Annotated in this window: 13 protein-coding genes; 4 read left to right on the top strand and 9 right to left on the bottom strand. The window is 67.5% G+C overall.

What is annotated here, in order from left to right; translation table 11 throughout:
- Positions 1–2: 2 nt before the first annotated feature.
- Together RV045_RS04715 and RV045_RS04710 are read left to right on the top strand one after the other, a co-directional pair.
- A complete protein-coding gene (locus RV045_RS04715) occupies positions 3–659 on the top strand; it encodes a VCBS domain-containing protein (protein ID WP_423234613.1) in 657 nt (218 codons plus the stop codon).
- Positions 656–1,555, top strand: coding sequence for a LysR family transcriptional regulator (locus RV045_RS04710; protein WP_423234612.1), 900 nt, complete (start codon positions 656–658; stop codon positions 1,553–1,555). The genes RV045_RS04715 and RV045_RS04710 overlap by 4 nt, the downstream gene beginning before the upstream one ends.
- A gap of 25 nt (positions 1,556–1,580) precedes the next feature.
- Here the strand turns inward: RV045_RS04710 and RV045_RS04705 are convergent, their stop codons facing one another.
- The 5 genes from RV045_RS04705 to RV045_RS04685 are packed head-to-tail and all read right to left on the bottom strand — an operon-like array spanning position 1,581 to position 7,688.
- A complete protein-coding gene (locus RV045_RS04705) occupies positions 1,581–1,817 on the bottom strand; it encodes a formate dehydrogenase subunit delta (RefSeq protein ID WP_423234611.1) in 237 nt (78 codons plus the stop codon).
- Between the two features lies 1 nt (position 1,818).
- Positions 1,819–2,679 (bottom strand): formate dehydrogenase accessory sulfurtransferase FdhD, encoded by an 861-nt coding sequence (gene fdhD, locus RV045_RS04700; protein ID WP_423234610.1) that lies wholly within the window; start codon positions 2,677–2,679, stop codon positions 1,819–1,821.
- Positions 2,680–2,688: 9 nt separating this feature from the next.
- Complete coding sequence (gene fdhF / locus RV045_RS04695; protein WP_423234609.1) at positions 2,689–5,604, bottom strand: formate dehydrogenase subunit alpha; 2,916 nt, start codon at positions 5,602–5,604, stop codon at positions 2,689–2,691.
- Between the two features lie 18 nt (positions 5,605–5,622).
- Positions 5,623–7,188 (bottom strand): formate dehydrogenase beta subunit, encoded by a 1,566-nt coding sequence (locus RV045_RS04690; RefSeq protein WP_423234645.1) that lies wholly within the window; start codon positions 7,186–7,188, stop codon positions 5,623–5,625.
- Between the two features lie 2 nt (positions 7,189–7,190).
- Complete coding sequence (locus tag RV045_RS04685) at positions 7,191–7,688, bottom strand: NAD(P)H-dependent oxidoreductase subunit E (protein WP_423234608.1); 498 nt, start codon at positions 7,686–7,688, stop codon at positions 7,191–7,193.
- 136 nt (positions 7,689–7,824) lie between these two features.
- Between RV045_RS04685 and RV045_RS04680 the strand changes: the two genes are divergently transcribed.
- Both RV045_RS04680 and RV045_RS04675 read left to right on the top strand, forming a co-directional pair.
- Complete coding sequence (locus RV045_RS04680; RefSeq protein ID WP_423234607.1) at positions 7,825–8,142, top strand: CopG family ribbon-helix-helix protein; 318 nt, start codon at positions 7,825–7,827, stop codon at positions 8,140–8,142.
- Positions 8,139–8,507 (top strand): type II toxin-antitoxin system PemK/MazF family toxin, encoded by a 369-nt coding sequence (locus RV045_RS04675; protein ID WP_423234606.1) that lies wholly within the window; start codon positions 8,139–8,141, stop codon positions 8,505–8,507. Before RV045_RS04680 ends, RV045_RS04675 begins: the two co-directional genes overlap by 4 nt.
- A 13-nt stretch (positions 8,508–8,520) precedes the next feature.
- On the opposite strand, the gene RV045_RS04670 is transcribed toward RV045_RS04675, so the two are convergent.
- From RV045_RS04670 to yajC, 4 genes are all read right to left on the bottom strand, one after another.
- Entirely contained in the window at positions 8,521–10,707 is a 2,187-nt protein-coding gene (locus RV045_RS04670) for a DUF1631 family protein (RefSeq protein WP_423234605.1), read from the bottom strand.
- Between the two features lie 71 nt (positions 10,708–10,778).
- The gene (gene secF / locus RV045_RS04665; RefSeq protein WP_423234604.1) at positions 10,779–11,813 is read right to left on the bottom strand and encodes a protein translocase subunit SecF; all 1,035 of its coding nucleotides are present in this window, start codon (positions 11,811–11,813) and stop codon (positions 10,779–10,781) included.
- 15 nt (positions 11,814–11,828) lie between these two features.
- The gene (gene secD, locus RV045_RS04660) at positions 11,829–13,787 is read right to left on the bottom strand and encodes a protein translocase subunit SecD (RefSeq protein WP_423234603.1); all 1,959 of its coding nucleotides are present in this window, start codon (positions 13,785–13,787) and stop codon (positions 11,829–11,831) included.
- 120 nt (positions 13,788–13,907) lie between these two features.
- Positions 13,908–14,249: a preprotein translocase subunit YajC gene (gene yajC / locus RV045_RS04655; RefSeq protein ID WP_423234602.1), complete on the bottom strand. Its 342-nt coding sequence runs from the start codon at positions 14,247–14,249 to the stop codon at positions 13,908–13,910.
- Positions 14,250–14,419 lie beyond the last annotated feature (170 nt).

Genomic DNA, 14,419 nt, shown 5'->3' with positions numbered 1-14,419 from the left:
ATATGGCTTCGTCCCTGCCCCTGCTGATTGCGCTGGAATCTTCGTCGGACCAGATCCGCATCGAAGGCGACCGCAGCAGCGGTTTCATCGTGGTCCATCCCTGGGGCCGCGAGGTCTACGACGCGCACGGCCAGGCGCGCAGCGAGCGCAACGCTGCGCACGCCGCGCTGCCCGCCGACGGCCGCGTGATCGCGCAGTACCCGCTGCGCCTGGGCTTCGAGCAGGTGGGCAAACGCCGCGAGCTGGACTGGGTGCTGAAAATCAAGGCGCCTGCGGCGGCCGCTGCGCCACCCGCTCCCACACCGGCGCCCGAAATGCCTCCTGCCTCCGCTGCTGAACCGGCCCCGCTGGTCGTGCGCGGCGACGTGCGCACCGACACCGCCAGCCTGAACCCGGACCTGGACTGGAGCCACGGCTTTATCGCCAGCAGTTCGCGCAGCGCCTGCGGCGTCTTCAGCCTGATGGACGACGGCCGCTGGGAATACGCCTTCAACCCCGCCAGCAGGACGCTGGCGCAGGTCACGCCCGGGCTGATGCTGCTGGAGGCGTTTGAACTGAGCTCGCGCAAAGGCCTGCGCTGCAAGGTGACGCTGGAGGTCTCGCCGCTGGCCGATGTGCCCGGCCGCTGGTCGGTCGTGCCGCAGACGCAGCTGCTGTGAACCCGCCCTTCAACTACCGCCATCTCTACTACTTCTGGGTGATGGCCCACGAGGGCAGCCTGACGCGCGCAGCGCAGCGCCTGGATATGGCGGTGCAGACCATCAGCGCGCAGGTGCGCGAGCTGGAAAAGCAGCTGGGCCACGCCCTGCTCAAGCCTCAGGGCCGCAAGCTGGTGCTGACCGAGGCCGGCATGGCCGCGCTGCGCGAAGCCGACCGCATTTTCGAAGTCGGCCAGAGCCTGCCCGACGTGGTACGCGAAGCCGCCAGCAGCCAGGTCCAGCGTCTGGCCATCGGCATTTCGGACGGCGTGCCCAAGCTGGCCGTCCACCGCCTGCTGCAGCCGGTGCTGGACGCGCCGCACCTGCGCCTGCTGTGCAACGAGGGCGAGTACGAACAGCTCTGGGCCGAACTGGTGCTACACAAGCTGGACGCCGTGATCTCCGACCGCGCCGCGCCCACCGAAGCCGCCCTGCCCCTGCGCAGTGTGCTGCTGGCCTCGCCCGCGCTGGCCTGGTACGGCGCGCCCGAGCGCCTGCGCGAGCTCGATCAGCCCTTCCCGCAGGCCCTGCATGGCCAGCCCGTGCTGCTGCCCAGCGTGCACTCGGCCATGCGCGCCCAGATCGAGCACTGGCTGGAGCGCGAGCACGTCAAACCGCGCATCGTCGCCGAGTTCGAAGACATGGCCCTGATGACCACCTTCGGCGCCGCCGGCATGGGCCTGTTCCCCGCCGCCGAGTGGCTGGACCCCTACCTGCGCGGCCGCCTGGGCCTGGCGCACCTGGCCACCTGCACCGAACTGCAGGAGCAGTACCACCTGATCTACGCCCCGCGCAAGGTCATGCACCCTCTGGTCGAGCGGCTGATGGTGCCGCAGGCGGCCGATGAGGCCCGTTGATACTGCCCCGTCTGCCGTTCTGGATTCACCCCGCCAGCGCTCCCCGGTGACGCTCCAGCACCTCCTGCACCAGCGGGTGCAGCGTGGGCAGCGCGCCCGCATCAAACTGGCTCACGAAATCCTGCCGCATCTGCGGCGCCCAGAAGCGCCGGATGTGGCTGGCCACGCCGTCCACCGCTTCGGCATGATCGGGCATGGCGGCGAAGAATTCGGCGATGCGGTTGGCCATGGTGGCGAGTTTGCCGGGGTCCAGGGGCGTCATGTCAGTCTCCCTCCAGAATACGCTGCGGCTGGCTGTAGACGACCAGATCGTCGCCCCGCACAAAACCCGCCAGCGTCAGATGGAGCGCGCGCGCGCGTTCCACGGCCAGCGCCGTGGGCGCCGACACGGCGGCCAGCGTGGCGATGCCCAGAGCGGCGGTCTTTTGCACCATCTCCAGGCTGGCGCGGCTGGTGATGCAGACCAGGCCGTCGGCCGGATCAAAACGGGGGCCCGCCTGGCCGGGCTCGCGCAGGCGCGGTGGGCTGACGAGCGCACCCAGCAGCTTGTCCAGCGCGTTGTGACGGCCCACATCCTCGCGCACCAGGCGGATCTCCCCGTCCAGGCCCACCCAGGCCGCCGCGTGCGCCGCGCCGGTGATCTGCTGCAGGCGCTGGTGGGCGCGCAAGGCGCGCTGGCCCTCGCAAAGGGCGCGCCGGGTCACGCATGGGCCATCGGCCAGCGGCGCGTGCGACTGGATGACCTGATCCAGACTGTCGGTGCCGCACAGGCCGCAGCCGGTGCGCCCCGCCAGGGTGCGGCGGCGCTGCCGCAGTCGCCATTCGCAGGCGGCGGAGACGGTCAGCTGCAGCTCAAGCCCCTGCGGCCGGGGCTGGATGTCGACGCTGTACAGCTCGGACGGATCGCTCAGCAGGCCTTCGGTCAGCGCGAAACCCAGAGCGAAATCGGCCAGATCGCCCGGGCTGGCCAGCATCACCGCGTGGCTGATGCCGTTGAACACCAGCGCCACCGGCACCTCCTGCGCCAGCCAGTCGGACTGCGCCTGCACGCCACCGTCGCGGTGAACGGTGACCTCGAAAGTCTGGGCGCCGGGCGGGGCAAGGGGCTCGGGAAGGGCTGTCATGGCGGTGAATTATGGCCGTGCGGCGTCCAGGGCGCTGGCGAGCGCCATCTGGGTGTCGCGGAAGGCGGCATCCTTCGCCCGCCAGGCCGACTGGGTATCCGGCGCCATCACGCGCGCCACCTGAACGGCGGTCACCTTGTACTCGGGGCAGCTGGTGGCCCAGTCGGCGCTGTCGGTGGTGATGACGTTGGCCGCCGATTCCGGGAAGTGAAAGGTCGTCCAGACCACGCCGGGCGCCATGCGCTCGGTGACGCGGGCGCGCAGCACTGTTTCGCCTGCGCGGCTGGCCAGGCTGACGCGGTCGCCATCGGCAATGCCACGCTCCTGCGCGTCGTGCGGGTGCATGTCCAGAAGGTCTTCTTCAAACCACTGGCTGTTGTCGGTGCGGCGCGTCTGGGCGCCCACGTTGTACTGCGTGAGCGTGCGGCCGGTGGTCAGCAGCAGCGGGAAGCGCGGGGTGATTTTCTCGTCGCTGGCGACGTACTGCGTGTTGAAAAAACGCCCGCGCCCGCGCACAAAACGGCCCTGGTGCATGAGCGCCGTCCCCGCCTCGTCGGTGCTGTCGTTGCAGGGCCACTGGACGCTGCCCAGGCGCTCGATTTTTGCGTAGCTGACCCCGGCAAAGCTGGGTGTCAGCGCGGCGATCTCGGCCATGATCTCTTCGGGGCTGGCGTAATCCATGGGGTAGCCCAGCGCTTCAGACAGCTTCGCCGTGACCTGCCAGTCGGCCAGACCGGCCAGCGGCGGCATCACCTGGCGCACGCGGCTGATGCGGCGCTCGGCGTTCGTGAAGGTGCCGTCTTTTTCCAGGAAGGACGATCCGGGCAGCAGAACATGCGCGTAGCGGGCGGTTTCGTTCAGGAAAATGTCCTGCACGATCAGGCAGTCCAGCGCCTGAAGCGCAGCAGCCACGTGGTGGGTATCAGGGTCGGACTGGACAATGTCCTCGCCCTGGCAGTACAGGCCCTTGAAGCGGCCGGCCAGCGCGGCGTCGAACATATTGGGGATGCGCAGGCCGGGCTCCGGGTCCAGCGTGACACCCCAGGCGGCATCGAACTGGCTGCGTACCGTGGTGTCGCTGATGTGGCGGTAGCCGGGCAGTTCGTGCGGAAAGCTGCCCATGTCGCAGCTGCCCTGCACATTGTTCTGGCCGCGCAGCGGGTTCACGCCCACGCCTTCGCGGCCTATCATGCCGCAGGCCATGGCCAGGTTGGCGATGGCGATGACGGCCGTGCTGCCCTGCGCGTGCTCGGTCACGCCCAGGCCGTAATAGATCGCCGAATTGGGCCCCTGCGCGAACAGGCGTGCAGCGGCGCGCACTTCGGCGGCGGGCACGCCGGTGACGGCTTCGAAGGCTTCGGGCGAGTTCTCGGGCCGGGCGACAAAGGCGCGCCAGTCGGCAAAGCTTTTTTCGTCACAGCGCTGGACAACAAAATCCTCGTTCACCCGGCCTTCGGTAACGACCACATGCGCCAGCGCAGTCAGCACCGCCACGTTGGTCCCAGGGCGCAGCTGCAGGTGATGGTCGGCGCGGATGTGGGGCGACTCGACCAGATCAATGCGGCGCGGATCGATCACGATCAGCCCGGCGCGGGGCTGGCCCCCGGCCGTTTTGCCCCCGCGCAGGCGTCGCTTGAGGCGCGATCCAAACACCGGATGCGCGTCGGTCGGGTTGGCGCCGATGACCAGCACCACGTCGGTCGATTCGACCGATTTGAAGGTCTGCGTGCCCGCCGAGGTGCCGAAAGTCTGGCCCAGGCCGTAGCCGGTCGGGCTGTGGCAGACGCGCGCGCAGGTGTCCACATTGTTGGTGCCCAAAGCGGCGCGCACCAGCTTTTGCACGAGGTAAGTCTCCTCGTTGGTGCAGCGGCTGGAGGTGATGCCGCCCACCGCCGTGCGGCCGTACGTCGCCTGAATGTCTTTCAGGCGGCTGGCGGCGAAGCGGAGGGCCTCGTCCCAGGACACGGTGCGCCACGGATCGGTGATGCGCTCGCGGATCATGGGCGCGGTGATGCGGTCCTTATGCGTGGCATAGCCCCAGGCGAAGCGGCCCTTGATGCAGGCGTGCCCCTCGTTGGCCCGGCCGTCCTTCCACGGGACCATGCGCACGATCTGGCTGCCCTTCATTTCGGCCTTGAAGCCGCAGCCCACGCCGCAGTAGGCGCAGGTGGTGATGACGCTGTGCTCGGGCTGGCCCAGCGCGATCACCGATTTTTCCTGCAACGTGGCGGTCGGGCAGGCCTGAACGCAGGCCCCGCAGCTCACGCATTCGCTGTCCATGAAGGACTGATCCTGGCCAGGCGAAACGCGCGACTCAAAGCCGCGCCCGGAAATCGTCAGCGCAAAACTGCCCTGAACCTCGTCGCAGGCGCGCACGCAGCGGCTGCAGACGATGCACTTGCCGGGGTCGTAGCTGAAATAGGGGTTGGACTCGTCCACCGGGCTGGCCGTGTGGTGCTGGCCGCAGACGCCGTCGCGGGTTTCGCCCGCATTGCCGTAACGCACGGCGCGCAGGCCGGTGACGCCCGCCATGTCCTGCAGCTCGCAGTCGCCGTTGGCGGCGCAGGTCAGGCAGTCGAGCGGGTGATCGGAGATATACAGCTCCATCACGCCCTGGCGCAGCTTCTGCAGCTGCGGCGACTGCGTGCGCACGACCTGCCCCGCTTCGGCCGGCGTGGTGCAGCTGGCCGGATAGCCCTTGCGGACGTCGATCTCGACCAGGCACAGGCGGCAGGAGCCAAAGGGCTGCAGCGTGTCGGTGGCGCACAGTTTGGGCACCTGCACGCCCGCCTGGATGGCCGCGCGCATCAGTGAGGTGCCCTGGGGCACGCTGACGCGCACGCCGTCGATGCTCAGTTCCACCATTTCGGTGGAGGTGCTGGCCGGGGTGCCGTGATCGGTTTCGGGGGCGTGATGATGCAGCATGGTCGATCCTCGGTCGGGTCAGGTGCGGGCGGGCTGGGGCGCCAGGCCAAAATCGGCGGGATACAGATCCAGCGCCGAGCGCACGGGGAAGGGCGTCATGCCGCCCATGGCGCACAGGCTGCCGTGCTGCATCGTGTCGCACAGATCGTTCAGCAGCTCGCGCTGCGCCTGCTGGGCCGTGCTGCCCGGCGCCGCCCCGCGCAGGCGGGCGATGACTTCCACCCCGCGCGTGCTGCCGATGCGGCAGGGCGTGCACTTGCCGCAGCTCTCCAGCGCGCAGAACTGCATGGCGTAGGCGGCCAGATCGGCCAGGTTGGCCGTGTCGTCATGCACGACGATGCCGCCATGGCCCACCGTGAGGCCCAGCGCGGCGTAAGCCTCGTAATCCAGCGGCGTGTCCCAGGCCGATTCGGGCACGTAAGCGCCCAGCGGCCCTCCCACCTGAATGGCTTTGACGGGCCGACCGCTGCGCGTACCGCCACCAAAATCAAACACCAGCTCGCGCAGCGTCACGCCAAAGCCCAGTTCGACCAGGCCCCCCCGGGCGATATTGCCCGCGAGCTGGAAGGGCAGCGTACCCCGCGAACGGCCCAGGCCCACCGCGCTGTAGGCCTGCGCGCCGTACGCCAGTATCCAGGGCACGCTGGCCAGAGTCACCACGTTGTTGATCACCGTGGGCTGCCCGAACAGGCCAGACAGCGCGGGCAGCGGCGGCTTGGCGCGCACCAGGCCCCGGCGGCCTTCCAGCGATTCCAGCAGCGCGGTTTCCTCGCCGCAGACGTAAGAGCCCGCCGCCTTGCGCACCACGATATCGACCGACTGCCCGCTGCCCAGCACGTCGGCGCCGACCCAGCCCGCCTGGCGGGCCATGGCCACCGCTTCGCTCAAAGTGGCGATGGCGTGCGGGTACTCGGAGCGCACATAAACCCAGGCCTGGCTGGCGCCGACGGCCAGCGCGGCGATCAGCAGGCCTTCGATCAGCAGGAAGGGATCGCCCTCCATCGTCATGCGGTCGGAGAAGGTGCCCGAATCGCCCTCGTCGGCATTGCAGACCACGTACTTCTGCGCGCTGTCCGCCTGGCGCACCGTGCGCCATTTGATGCCCGCCGGAAACGCCGCGCCGCCACGCCCGCGCAGGCCGCTGTCCAGCACCTGCTGCACCACGGCCTCGCCGCCCAGTTCAATGGCACGACGCAGGCCCGCGCCGCCGCCGTGGGCCTCATAGTCAGACAGCGAGAGTGGGTCGGTCAGCCCGGCGTGGGCAAACAGCAGGCGCTGCTGGCGCGCCAGAAAGGGCAGATCGTCCATACGGCCCAGCGCCAGCGGATGCGGCGTTCCGTCTCGTAAGGCCTGCAGCAGGCCAGGCACGTCCTGCGCCGTCAGCGGACCCAAGCCGATGCGGCCGTCTGGCGTGTCCACTTCAAGCAGCGGCTCCAGCCAGAACAGGCCGCGCGAGCTGGTGCGGACCACATCAACGCCCTGATCCTGCAGCGCCTGCGCCACAGCGTCGGCGCCGACCGCCAAGGCGGCGCTGTCTCGGGGCAGGAAAACGCGCAGCGGCTGTGGAGAGGCGGAAACTGGCATGTTCATGCGGCCTCCTGACCGGCCGCGAGCAGCGGCGTGAGCAGCTCGTCCAGACGCTGCGGCGTGACGCGCCCCAAAGGCTGCTCATCCAGCATCAGCGCCGGAGCGCTGGCGCACAGGCCCAGGCAGTAGACGGGCTCCAGGCCCACAGCGCCGGGCAACGCGGCAGACAGCCGCTCCGTGGCCTGCGCCATCAGCTCCGTGGCGCCGCAGGCGCGGCAGGCTTCGGCCTGGCACAGCTGCAGCGTGTGGCGCGCCGGTGGCGTCTGGCGGAAATGGTGGTAGTAGGTGATGACGCCATGCACATCGGCGCGCGACAGGCCCAGGCCCTGCGCCAGCACAGCGACACTGGCGGGCGGAATGAAGCCCAGCGCGTCCTGCACCGCGTGCAGCACGGGCAGCAGCGCACCGGGCTGCTGGCCCTGCGCGGCCAGAGCGCGCTGCACGGCGTCACGCTGCGCGCGGGTCAGGGGCAAGGCGATGGGGGCGGCGTCAGACATGGCGGATCCTTGCGAGGGAGACGCTGCCAGTTTAAGTCGGGAGGGAAGTCTGCGTATCCCCTGCGATCTGGATTGACAACCTGGTCCAATGGGATGATCATAAAATCATACTTTTGATGAATGAGACGAGGTTGTCATGGCCCAGTTTGAAACCCACCGCTACACCATCACGGTGCCAGACACCCTGGCGCGGCAGATCGAGCAGGCCTGCGTTGAAGAAGGTCGCAACCGCTCCGAGCTTCTGCGAGAAGCCTTCCGCTTCTATCTGAGCAACGGACCGCGCCAAATGACCTACGCCCGGCAAGGCCCCGCTCAGGAGCGTCTGAAAGTCGAGGAAGACAAAGACCGCCTTCTGGAACAGTGGGCGCTGATGGTCGAATCCGCTCCCGGATTCGAAAGCATCCGCGCCGTATCGGGCGACGTCGATTCAGTGGCCGGCGAGCCCATCGCATGAGCCCCGCCGCAGTGCCAGCGCCCCGGCGCGGCGACATTTATGTGATCGACTTTGATCCGCCCAAGGGCGAAGAGTACAAAGTCGGCTCCGAAATCATGAAACAGCGGCCTGCCGTGGTGCTGTCGCGAGATGCCATCAACCGGGTGCGCCGCACCGTGATGGTCGTACCGCTGTCCTCATCGCAACTGCCTGCACCCGTATTTGCCGTGCCCGTGCCGTCGGCCGGACCAGATTCAGTGGCTGTCTGCGACCAGATCACGACGGTGAACAAGGCCACGCGGGTGATTCGGCGGATCGGAACGCTGTCCAGCGACGACCTCAGACAGATCGAGCGCGCCGTCATGGACGCCCTGGCTCTGCCCTGACGCCGCTGCAAGCTCAGTCGTGCAGCCGCTCCGGATCGGCTTCCAGCTTGGCCAGGACCTGGCGGGTGGCTTTTTCGGTGATGGTTTCGGTGTGGCGCGGCACGAGCAGCTCGGCCTCGATGTAGCCTGCAGCGCGCTGCTTCTGGATCAGGTAGCTGCGGCCGTCCAGCGTGGTGAACAGCGACAGCAGCTTGTTCATGCCCTGCCAGCTCAGCTGCACATTGTCCTCGGATTCGCCGTAGCGCAGACCAAACCAGGTGCCCAGCTGCAGGCGGTTGACGATGGCCAGCGAAGACACTGACGGCGGCTCGGTGCCCCCGTGGCTGATCACGGTGACGTTTTCCAGCTCGCCGCCCGACAGTTCGAAAACGAAACTGTCGTCGATCTCGAAATCCTCGACATCGGGCAGCTCCTGCTCCAGCGCGTCCAGCTTGCGCATCAGGTCGTGCAGGCGCTCGGTGGGCATGTCGGAGACCTTGGCCGTGAAAGCCTGCGCCAGCGTGGTGTTGAGGTGGCGCAGCCACTCGGTCTGCTCGGGCGCGGGCATCCCGACCGAGGCCATGCCTTCCTTGATGCCCTTGAGAATCAGCGGCAGGCGCTTGATCAGCTGGGCGCGTTCCTCGCGCGTGACCTTGGCCGACGCGGCCCAGATCAGCTCGGAAGCGATGCGCTTGTATTTTTTGACCTCGTCCGACTGCAGGCTGTACTTGACCGTGCTGCTGGCCAGCACTTCGGCCCAGACGGTGAACAGGAAGTTGCGCACGTCCTCGTGCACGGGCACGTCGGACAGCATTTTGCGCAGCTCGATGGTGAACTGCACGGCCAGCGTTTCGCGCTGCTCGATCTGCTGAACCACGCTCACGCTCTTGCGCGTGCGCTCGTCGCCGTGGCTGAAGAACTGCGTCAGGAAGGATTCGAAATCGTGCAGCGCGGTGATGAACGCCTTCTGACCGGAATCGGGATAGGCCTCGATGAACTCGACGGTGCGCTTGATTTCTTCCTCGACCTTGCCCAGCAGGATGGACGGCTCGATGCTGTCAAAGCCCATCACGCACGAGCCCATGCGGTCGATCAGGCGACGCGCCGGGTGCTCGCCGGAGGCAAAGAACTTGGGCTCGGTCACCGCCAGGCGCAGCACGGGAATCTGCAGGCGGGCGAACCACACGCGCATCGCGGCGGGCAGGCGGTCTTCGGTGAGGATGCTCTGGAAAAGCAGCGCGACGATCTCGATGGTGGCGCGTTCTTCCTCGTTGGCGGCGCTTTGCTTCAGCACGGCCTTGCGCTGCTGCAGGTCTTTGAGCAGCTGGCCGCTGTCCTGCTGCGCCGAAGCCTCCAGCTCGCCAAAGCGCTGCTTGAGCTGCTGCAGCTCGGCGTTCATCGCCACATTGAGCTGGTCGGACGTGCGGACCTCGCCCGTGTCGTTCTGGCGGCTGAGCAGGCCGGGCAGGTGCTTGCCCAGCAGGCTGTTGAGCTTGCCCAGCATGGCCTGCGACTGCTCGCCCGATTTGACCCAGCGCTTGAACAGACCGCCCTCGCCCTTGGACTCGTCGGCGCTGCCGTGCTGGGCGGCGTAACTGCGCTGGCGTTTGTTGAGCTGGCGCACGTCAATGCTGGGCATCACGCCCAGATCCACCAGATAGGCATTGGCCTCGTGATAGCACTCTTCGGCCAGAGTGGCCAGCTCGGTCTGGATCACCGTCTGCAGGCTGCGCCAGGCCTCCATCGACAGGCCGACCTTGCGCCAGGCCTTGAAGAGCAGGCCCGCCAGTTTGGGCGGCTGCAGCAGATCGTCTTCAGGAATCTCGTTGCCGGGCAGCAGGCTGCGCACGCGGATGTGCAGATCGTTGATTTCCCAGTTGGCCTTCTCGACCATGGCCATGGACAGGCGCGAGACCAGAATCTCGCCCTCGATGGTGTCGTTGTCGACCAGGGTCAGCGCGTCCATGTCGAACTCGCCGCTGTTGCGCCGTGTCTGCGCCACGGCGCTCATGACTTCGGTGCAGGCCTTGGGCCAGCCGCCAATGTGGCGTTCAACCTCGTGAATCACGTCGCGCAGACGCTGCTGCAGCCCGGGCTCCTTGGGCTTGTCCAGCAGGGTCAGCGCCGCCTTCTGGATGATGACGATGGAATCCAGCAGGCCGGACTGCCACTCACGGACAAAAAAACGGCGGCAGCGGTCGGGCAGATTGTTCTGGGACACAGAGGTACTCCGGCAAAGGGGGGCAGGCGCTGGCTCATCCCGGGGCCGGCGCACGGAACCTGCGGCGGACTTTACACCACCGCCCCAGCGTTCGGATCGTTGTCGTCGTGGCCTTTGTTACCGGTTTTCACGAGATCAGAACGCTGCACGCCCAGCCACATGGCGATGGATGCTGCCACGAACACCGAGGAGTAAATCCCGAAGCAGATGCCGATGGTCAGCGCCAGCGCAAAGTAGTGCAGCGTGGGCCCGCCAAAGAACAGCATGGACAGCACCATCATCTGGGTCGAGCCGTGGGTGATGATGGTGCGGCTGATCGTGCTGGTGATGGCGTGGTTGATGACGGCGGGCGTGTCCATGCTGCGCGTTTTGCGGAACATTTCACGCACGCGGTCAAAAATCACCACGGATTCGTTCACCGAATAGCCCAGCACCGCCAGCACCGCCGCCAGCACCGCCAGCGAGAACTCCCACTGGAAAAAGGCGAAAAAGCCCAGGATGATGACCACGTCGTGCAGGTTGGCGATGATGCCCGCCACGGCGAACTTCCACTCGAAGCGCAGCGCCAGATAGGCCATGATCAGCACGACCACAAAGCCCAGCGCCATCGCGCCGCTGCTGGCCAGTTCTGCGCCCACGGCCGGGCCGATGAATTCGGTGCGCGACAGGCGGATGGGCTCGCTGCCGTCCGCGGCCGTGCAGGCCTCGCGGGTGACGGCTTCGCCCGATTTGCCGACCTGCTGCACCACCTTGACGCTGCCGCCCTCGGCGCTGCAGATCGTGCCAAACACGCGGGCGGCGACCACCGCCGAATCCACGTCCTTGCGCACCGGCACGCGGATCATGACGTCGCGCGAGGTGCCGAAGTTCTGCACCAGCGTCTCGCCCAGTTGCAGGCTTTCGACCGCGTGGCGGACTTTCTCCAGGTTGGCCGGCTGGGTGTAGGCGGCCTCGATGACCGTGCCGCCGGTGAACTCCACCGACAGATGCAGGCCGCGCGTGACGATGAAAAACACCGCCAGCAGGAAAGTGATGAAAGACACCGCGTTCAGCACCAGGGCATGGCGCATGAAGGGGATGTCGCGACGGATGCGAAAGAGTTCCATAGTGCCTGCTCGCTTTCAGTGCTTGCGCGTGGGGGCGGTTTTACCCAGGCGGGCCGGGGTGGCGACAAAGCCGGGCCCATCGCCTTCAGCGTCCTCGACGGCCAGATCGGTGACAGGGCCGTCCGGGCGCCACACCGTGCCAATGGCCACGGTCTTGAGCTTTTTCTTGCCGCCGTACCACAGGTTGACCAGCGCGCGCGAGAACACCACCGACGAGAACATCGAGGTCAGGATGCCCAGGCAGTGGACGATGGCAAAGCCGCGGATCGGGCCGGTGCCAAAGACCAGCAGCGCAACGCCCGCCGCCAGCGTGGTCACGTTGGAATCCAGAATCGTCGCCCAGGCGCGGTCGTAGCCCAGCGCGATGGCCTTCTGCGGCGGCAGCCCGGCGCGCAGCTCTTCGCGGATGCGCTCGTTGATCAGCACGTTGGAGTCGATCGCCATGCCCAGCGCCAGCGCGATGGCGGCAATGCCCGGCAGCGTCAGCGTGGCCTGCAGCATGGACAGCAGCGCGACCAGCAGCAGCAGGTTGAAGGACAGCGCCAGCGCCGAGAACACGCCAAACAGCACGTAGTACACGATCATGAAGACCGCGATGGCGGCAAAGCCCCAGGCCACGCTGTGGAAGCCCTTGGCGATGTTTTCGGCGCCCAGGCTCGGGCCTATGGTGCGCTCTTCGATGATGTCCATGGGCGCGGCCAGCGAACCGGCGCGCAGCAGCAGGGCGGTGTCGGCGGCCTCGATGGCCGTCATGGCGCCGGAGATCTGCACCCGGCCCCCCGGGATTTCGGTGCGGATCACCGGCGCGGTCACGACCTCGCCCTTGCCCTTTTCAAAGAGCAGGATGGCCATGCGCTTGCCGACGTTGTCGCGGGTGACGTCGCGGAAAATGCGCGTGCCGCGGCTGTCCAGCGTCAGGTTGACCACGGGCTCCTGCGTCTGCGAATCGAAACCGGCCTGCGCGTCGCTCAGGTTTTCGCCCGTCAGGATGGCCTGGCGGTGGACCACCACCGCGCCGCCGCCCTCGCCGCGCTCGGCGTAGCGCTCCATGCCCAGCGGGATGGATCCGCCCTGAGCTGCCGCCTGCGCGGCGGCGCTGTCGTCCACCATGCGCACTTCCAGCGTGGCGGTGCGCCCGATGATGTCCTTGGCCTTGGCCGTGTCCTGCACACCCGGCAGCTGGATGACGATGCGGTCCAGCCCCTGCTGCTGGATGATGGGCTCGGCCACGCCCAGCTCGTTCACGCGGTTGCGCAGCGTGGCGATGTTCTGCTTGAGCGCGCCTTCCTGCGTGGCCTGCAGCACCGCCGGGCGCAGCGCGCCAGACAGCTGCACGGGGTTGCCCGGCGCGGGCGTCCAGACCAGGTCCGGCAGCTCGCGGCCCAGCGCGTCGCGGGCGCGGGCGGCCTCGTCGGCGCTGGCCAGGGTCAGCGTCAGCGTGCGGGCGCTGCTTTGCAGGTTCTGCGGCGTGATGCCGGCCGTGCGCAGCGTGCTGCGCACATCGCCCGACAGGGCTTCGACCTTTTTCTGGATGACGGTGGCCATGTCCACCTGCATCAGGAAGTGCACGCCGCCGCGCAGGTCCAGCCCCAGGAACATGGGATTGGCGCCCAGCGCCGTCAGCCAGGCCGGGGTGCGCGAGATCAGGTTCAGCGCCACGACGTAGGACGGGTCCTGCGCGTCGGGGTTGAGCGCGCTGTTGATGGCGTCCTTGGCCTTGATCTGCTCATCCGTGCTGCCAAAACGGGCGCGGATGGTGTTGCCATCCCACTGGACAAGATCGCTGGACAGCCCCTGGCTGCGCAGGGTCTCCTCGACCTTCTGCAGGGTGCGGTTGTCCACCTTGACCACCGATTTGGCCGACGAAACCTGCACCGCAGGCGCTTCGCCGTAAAAATTGGGCAAGGTGTACAGCAGACCCACCAGCAGACTCAGCAGCAGCAGGGCGTATTTCCACAGGGGATAACGGTTCATGGCGCAGACCCTTTCCGGGCTCGGCGAAGACAAAACACAATGCCGCAGGCCGGACGTGTCAGCGACAGCGCCCGGCCATCAAGGCGGCGGATCAGCAAGGGGCAGCCGTTCGGACTGGCTTCAGGCGGCTTTCAGGCTGCCTTTGGGCAGCACCTGCAGGATGGCCGGACGCTGCACCGACAGCACCGTGCCGGACGCCACTTCGATCTGCACGATCTGCTCGCCCAGCTCGGCCACGCGGCCCAGAATGCCACCGGAGATGACGACCTCGTCGCCCTTGGCCAGCGCGGCCAGCATGGCCTTGTGCTCTTTCTGGCGCTTCATCTGGGGGCGGATCATGAAGAAGTACAGCACGATGAACATCAGCACCAGCGGTGCCATCTGCATCAGCCCGCCAAGGGGAGAGGCCGACGTCGCGGCGGCCGGGGCCGATTGGGCAAAAGCATCAGAGATGAAAAACACGGAAGAGTCCTTTCAGGGCCGTCCAGGCCGCAGGGTCATATAAAGCAACGCAAACCGCGCATTTTACGGGTGTTGTCCGCATTTGGCGGAAGTGAGTCCTCCCCGATCGCAGGGGCGCGGCCGAAAGTCTGCGCAGACGTTACAGTATGGCCTGCACGCCACGCTGTCCG

Source organism: Amphibiibacter pelophylacis (assembly GCF_037688875.1).
Taxonomy (GTDB): Bacteria; Pseudomonadota; Gammaproteobacteria; order Burkholderiales; family Burkholderiaceae_C; genus Amphibiibacter; species Amphibiibacter pelophylacis.
The sequence above is the reverse complement of the archived record's forward strand: the minus strand, read 5'-3'. Positions and strand labels throughout refer to the sequence as shown.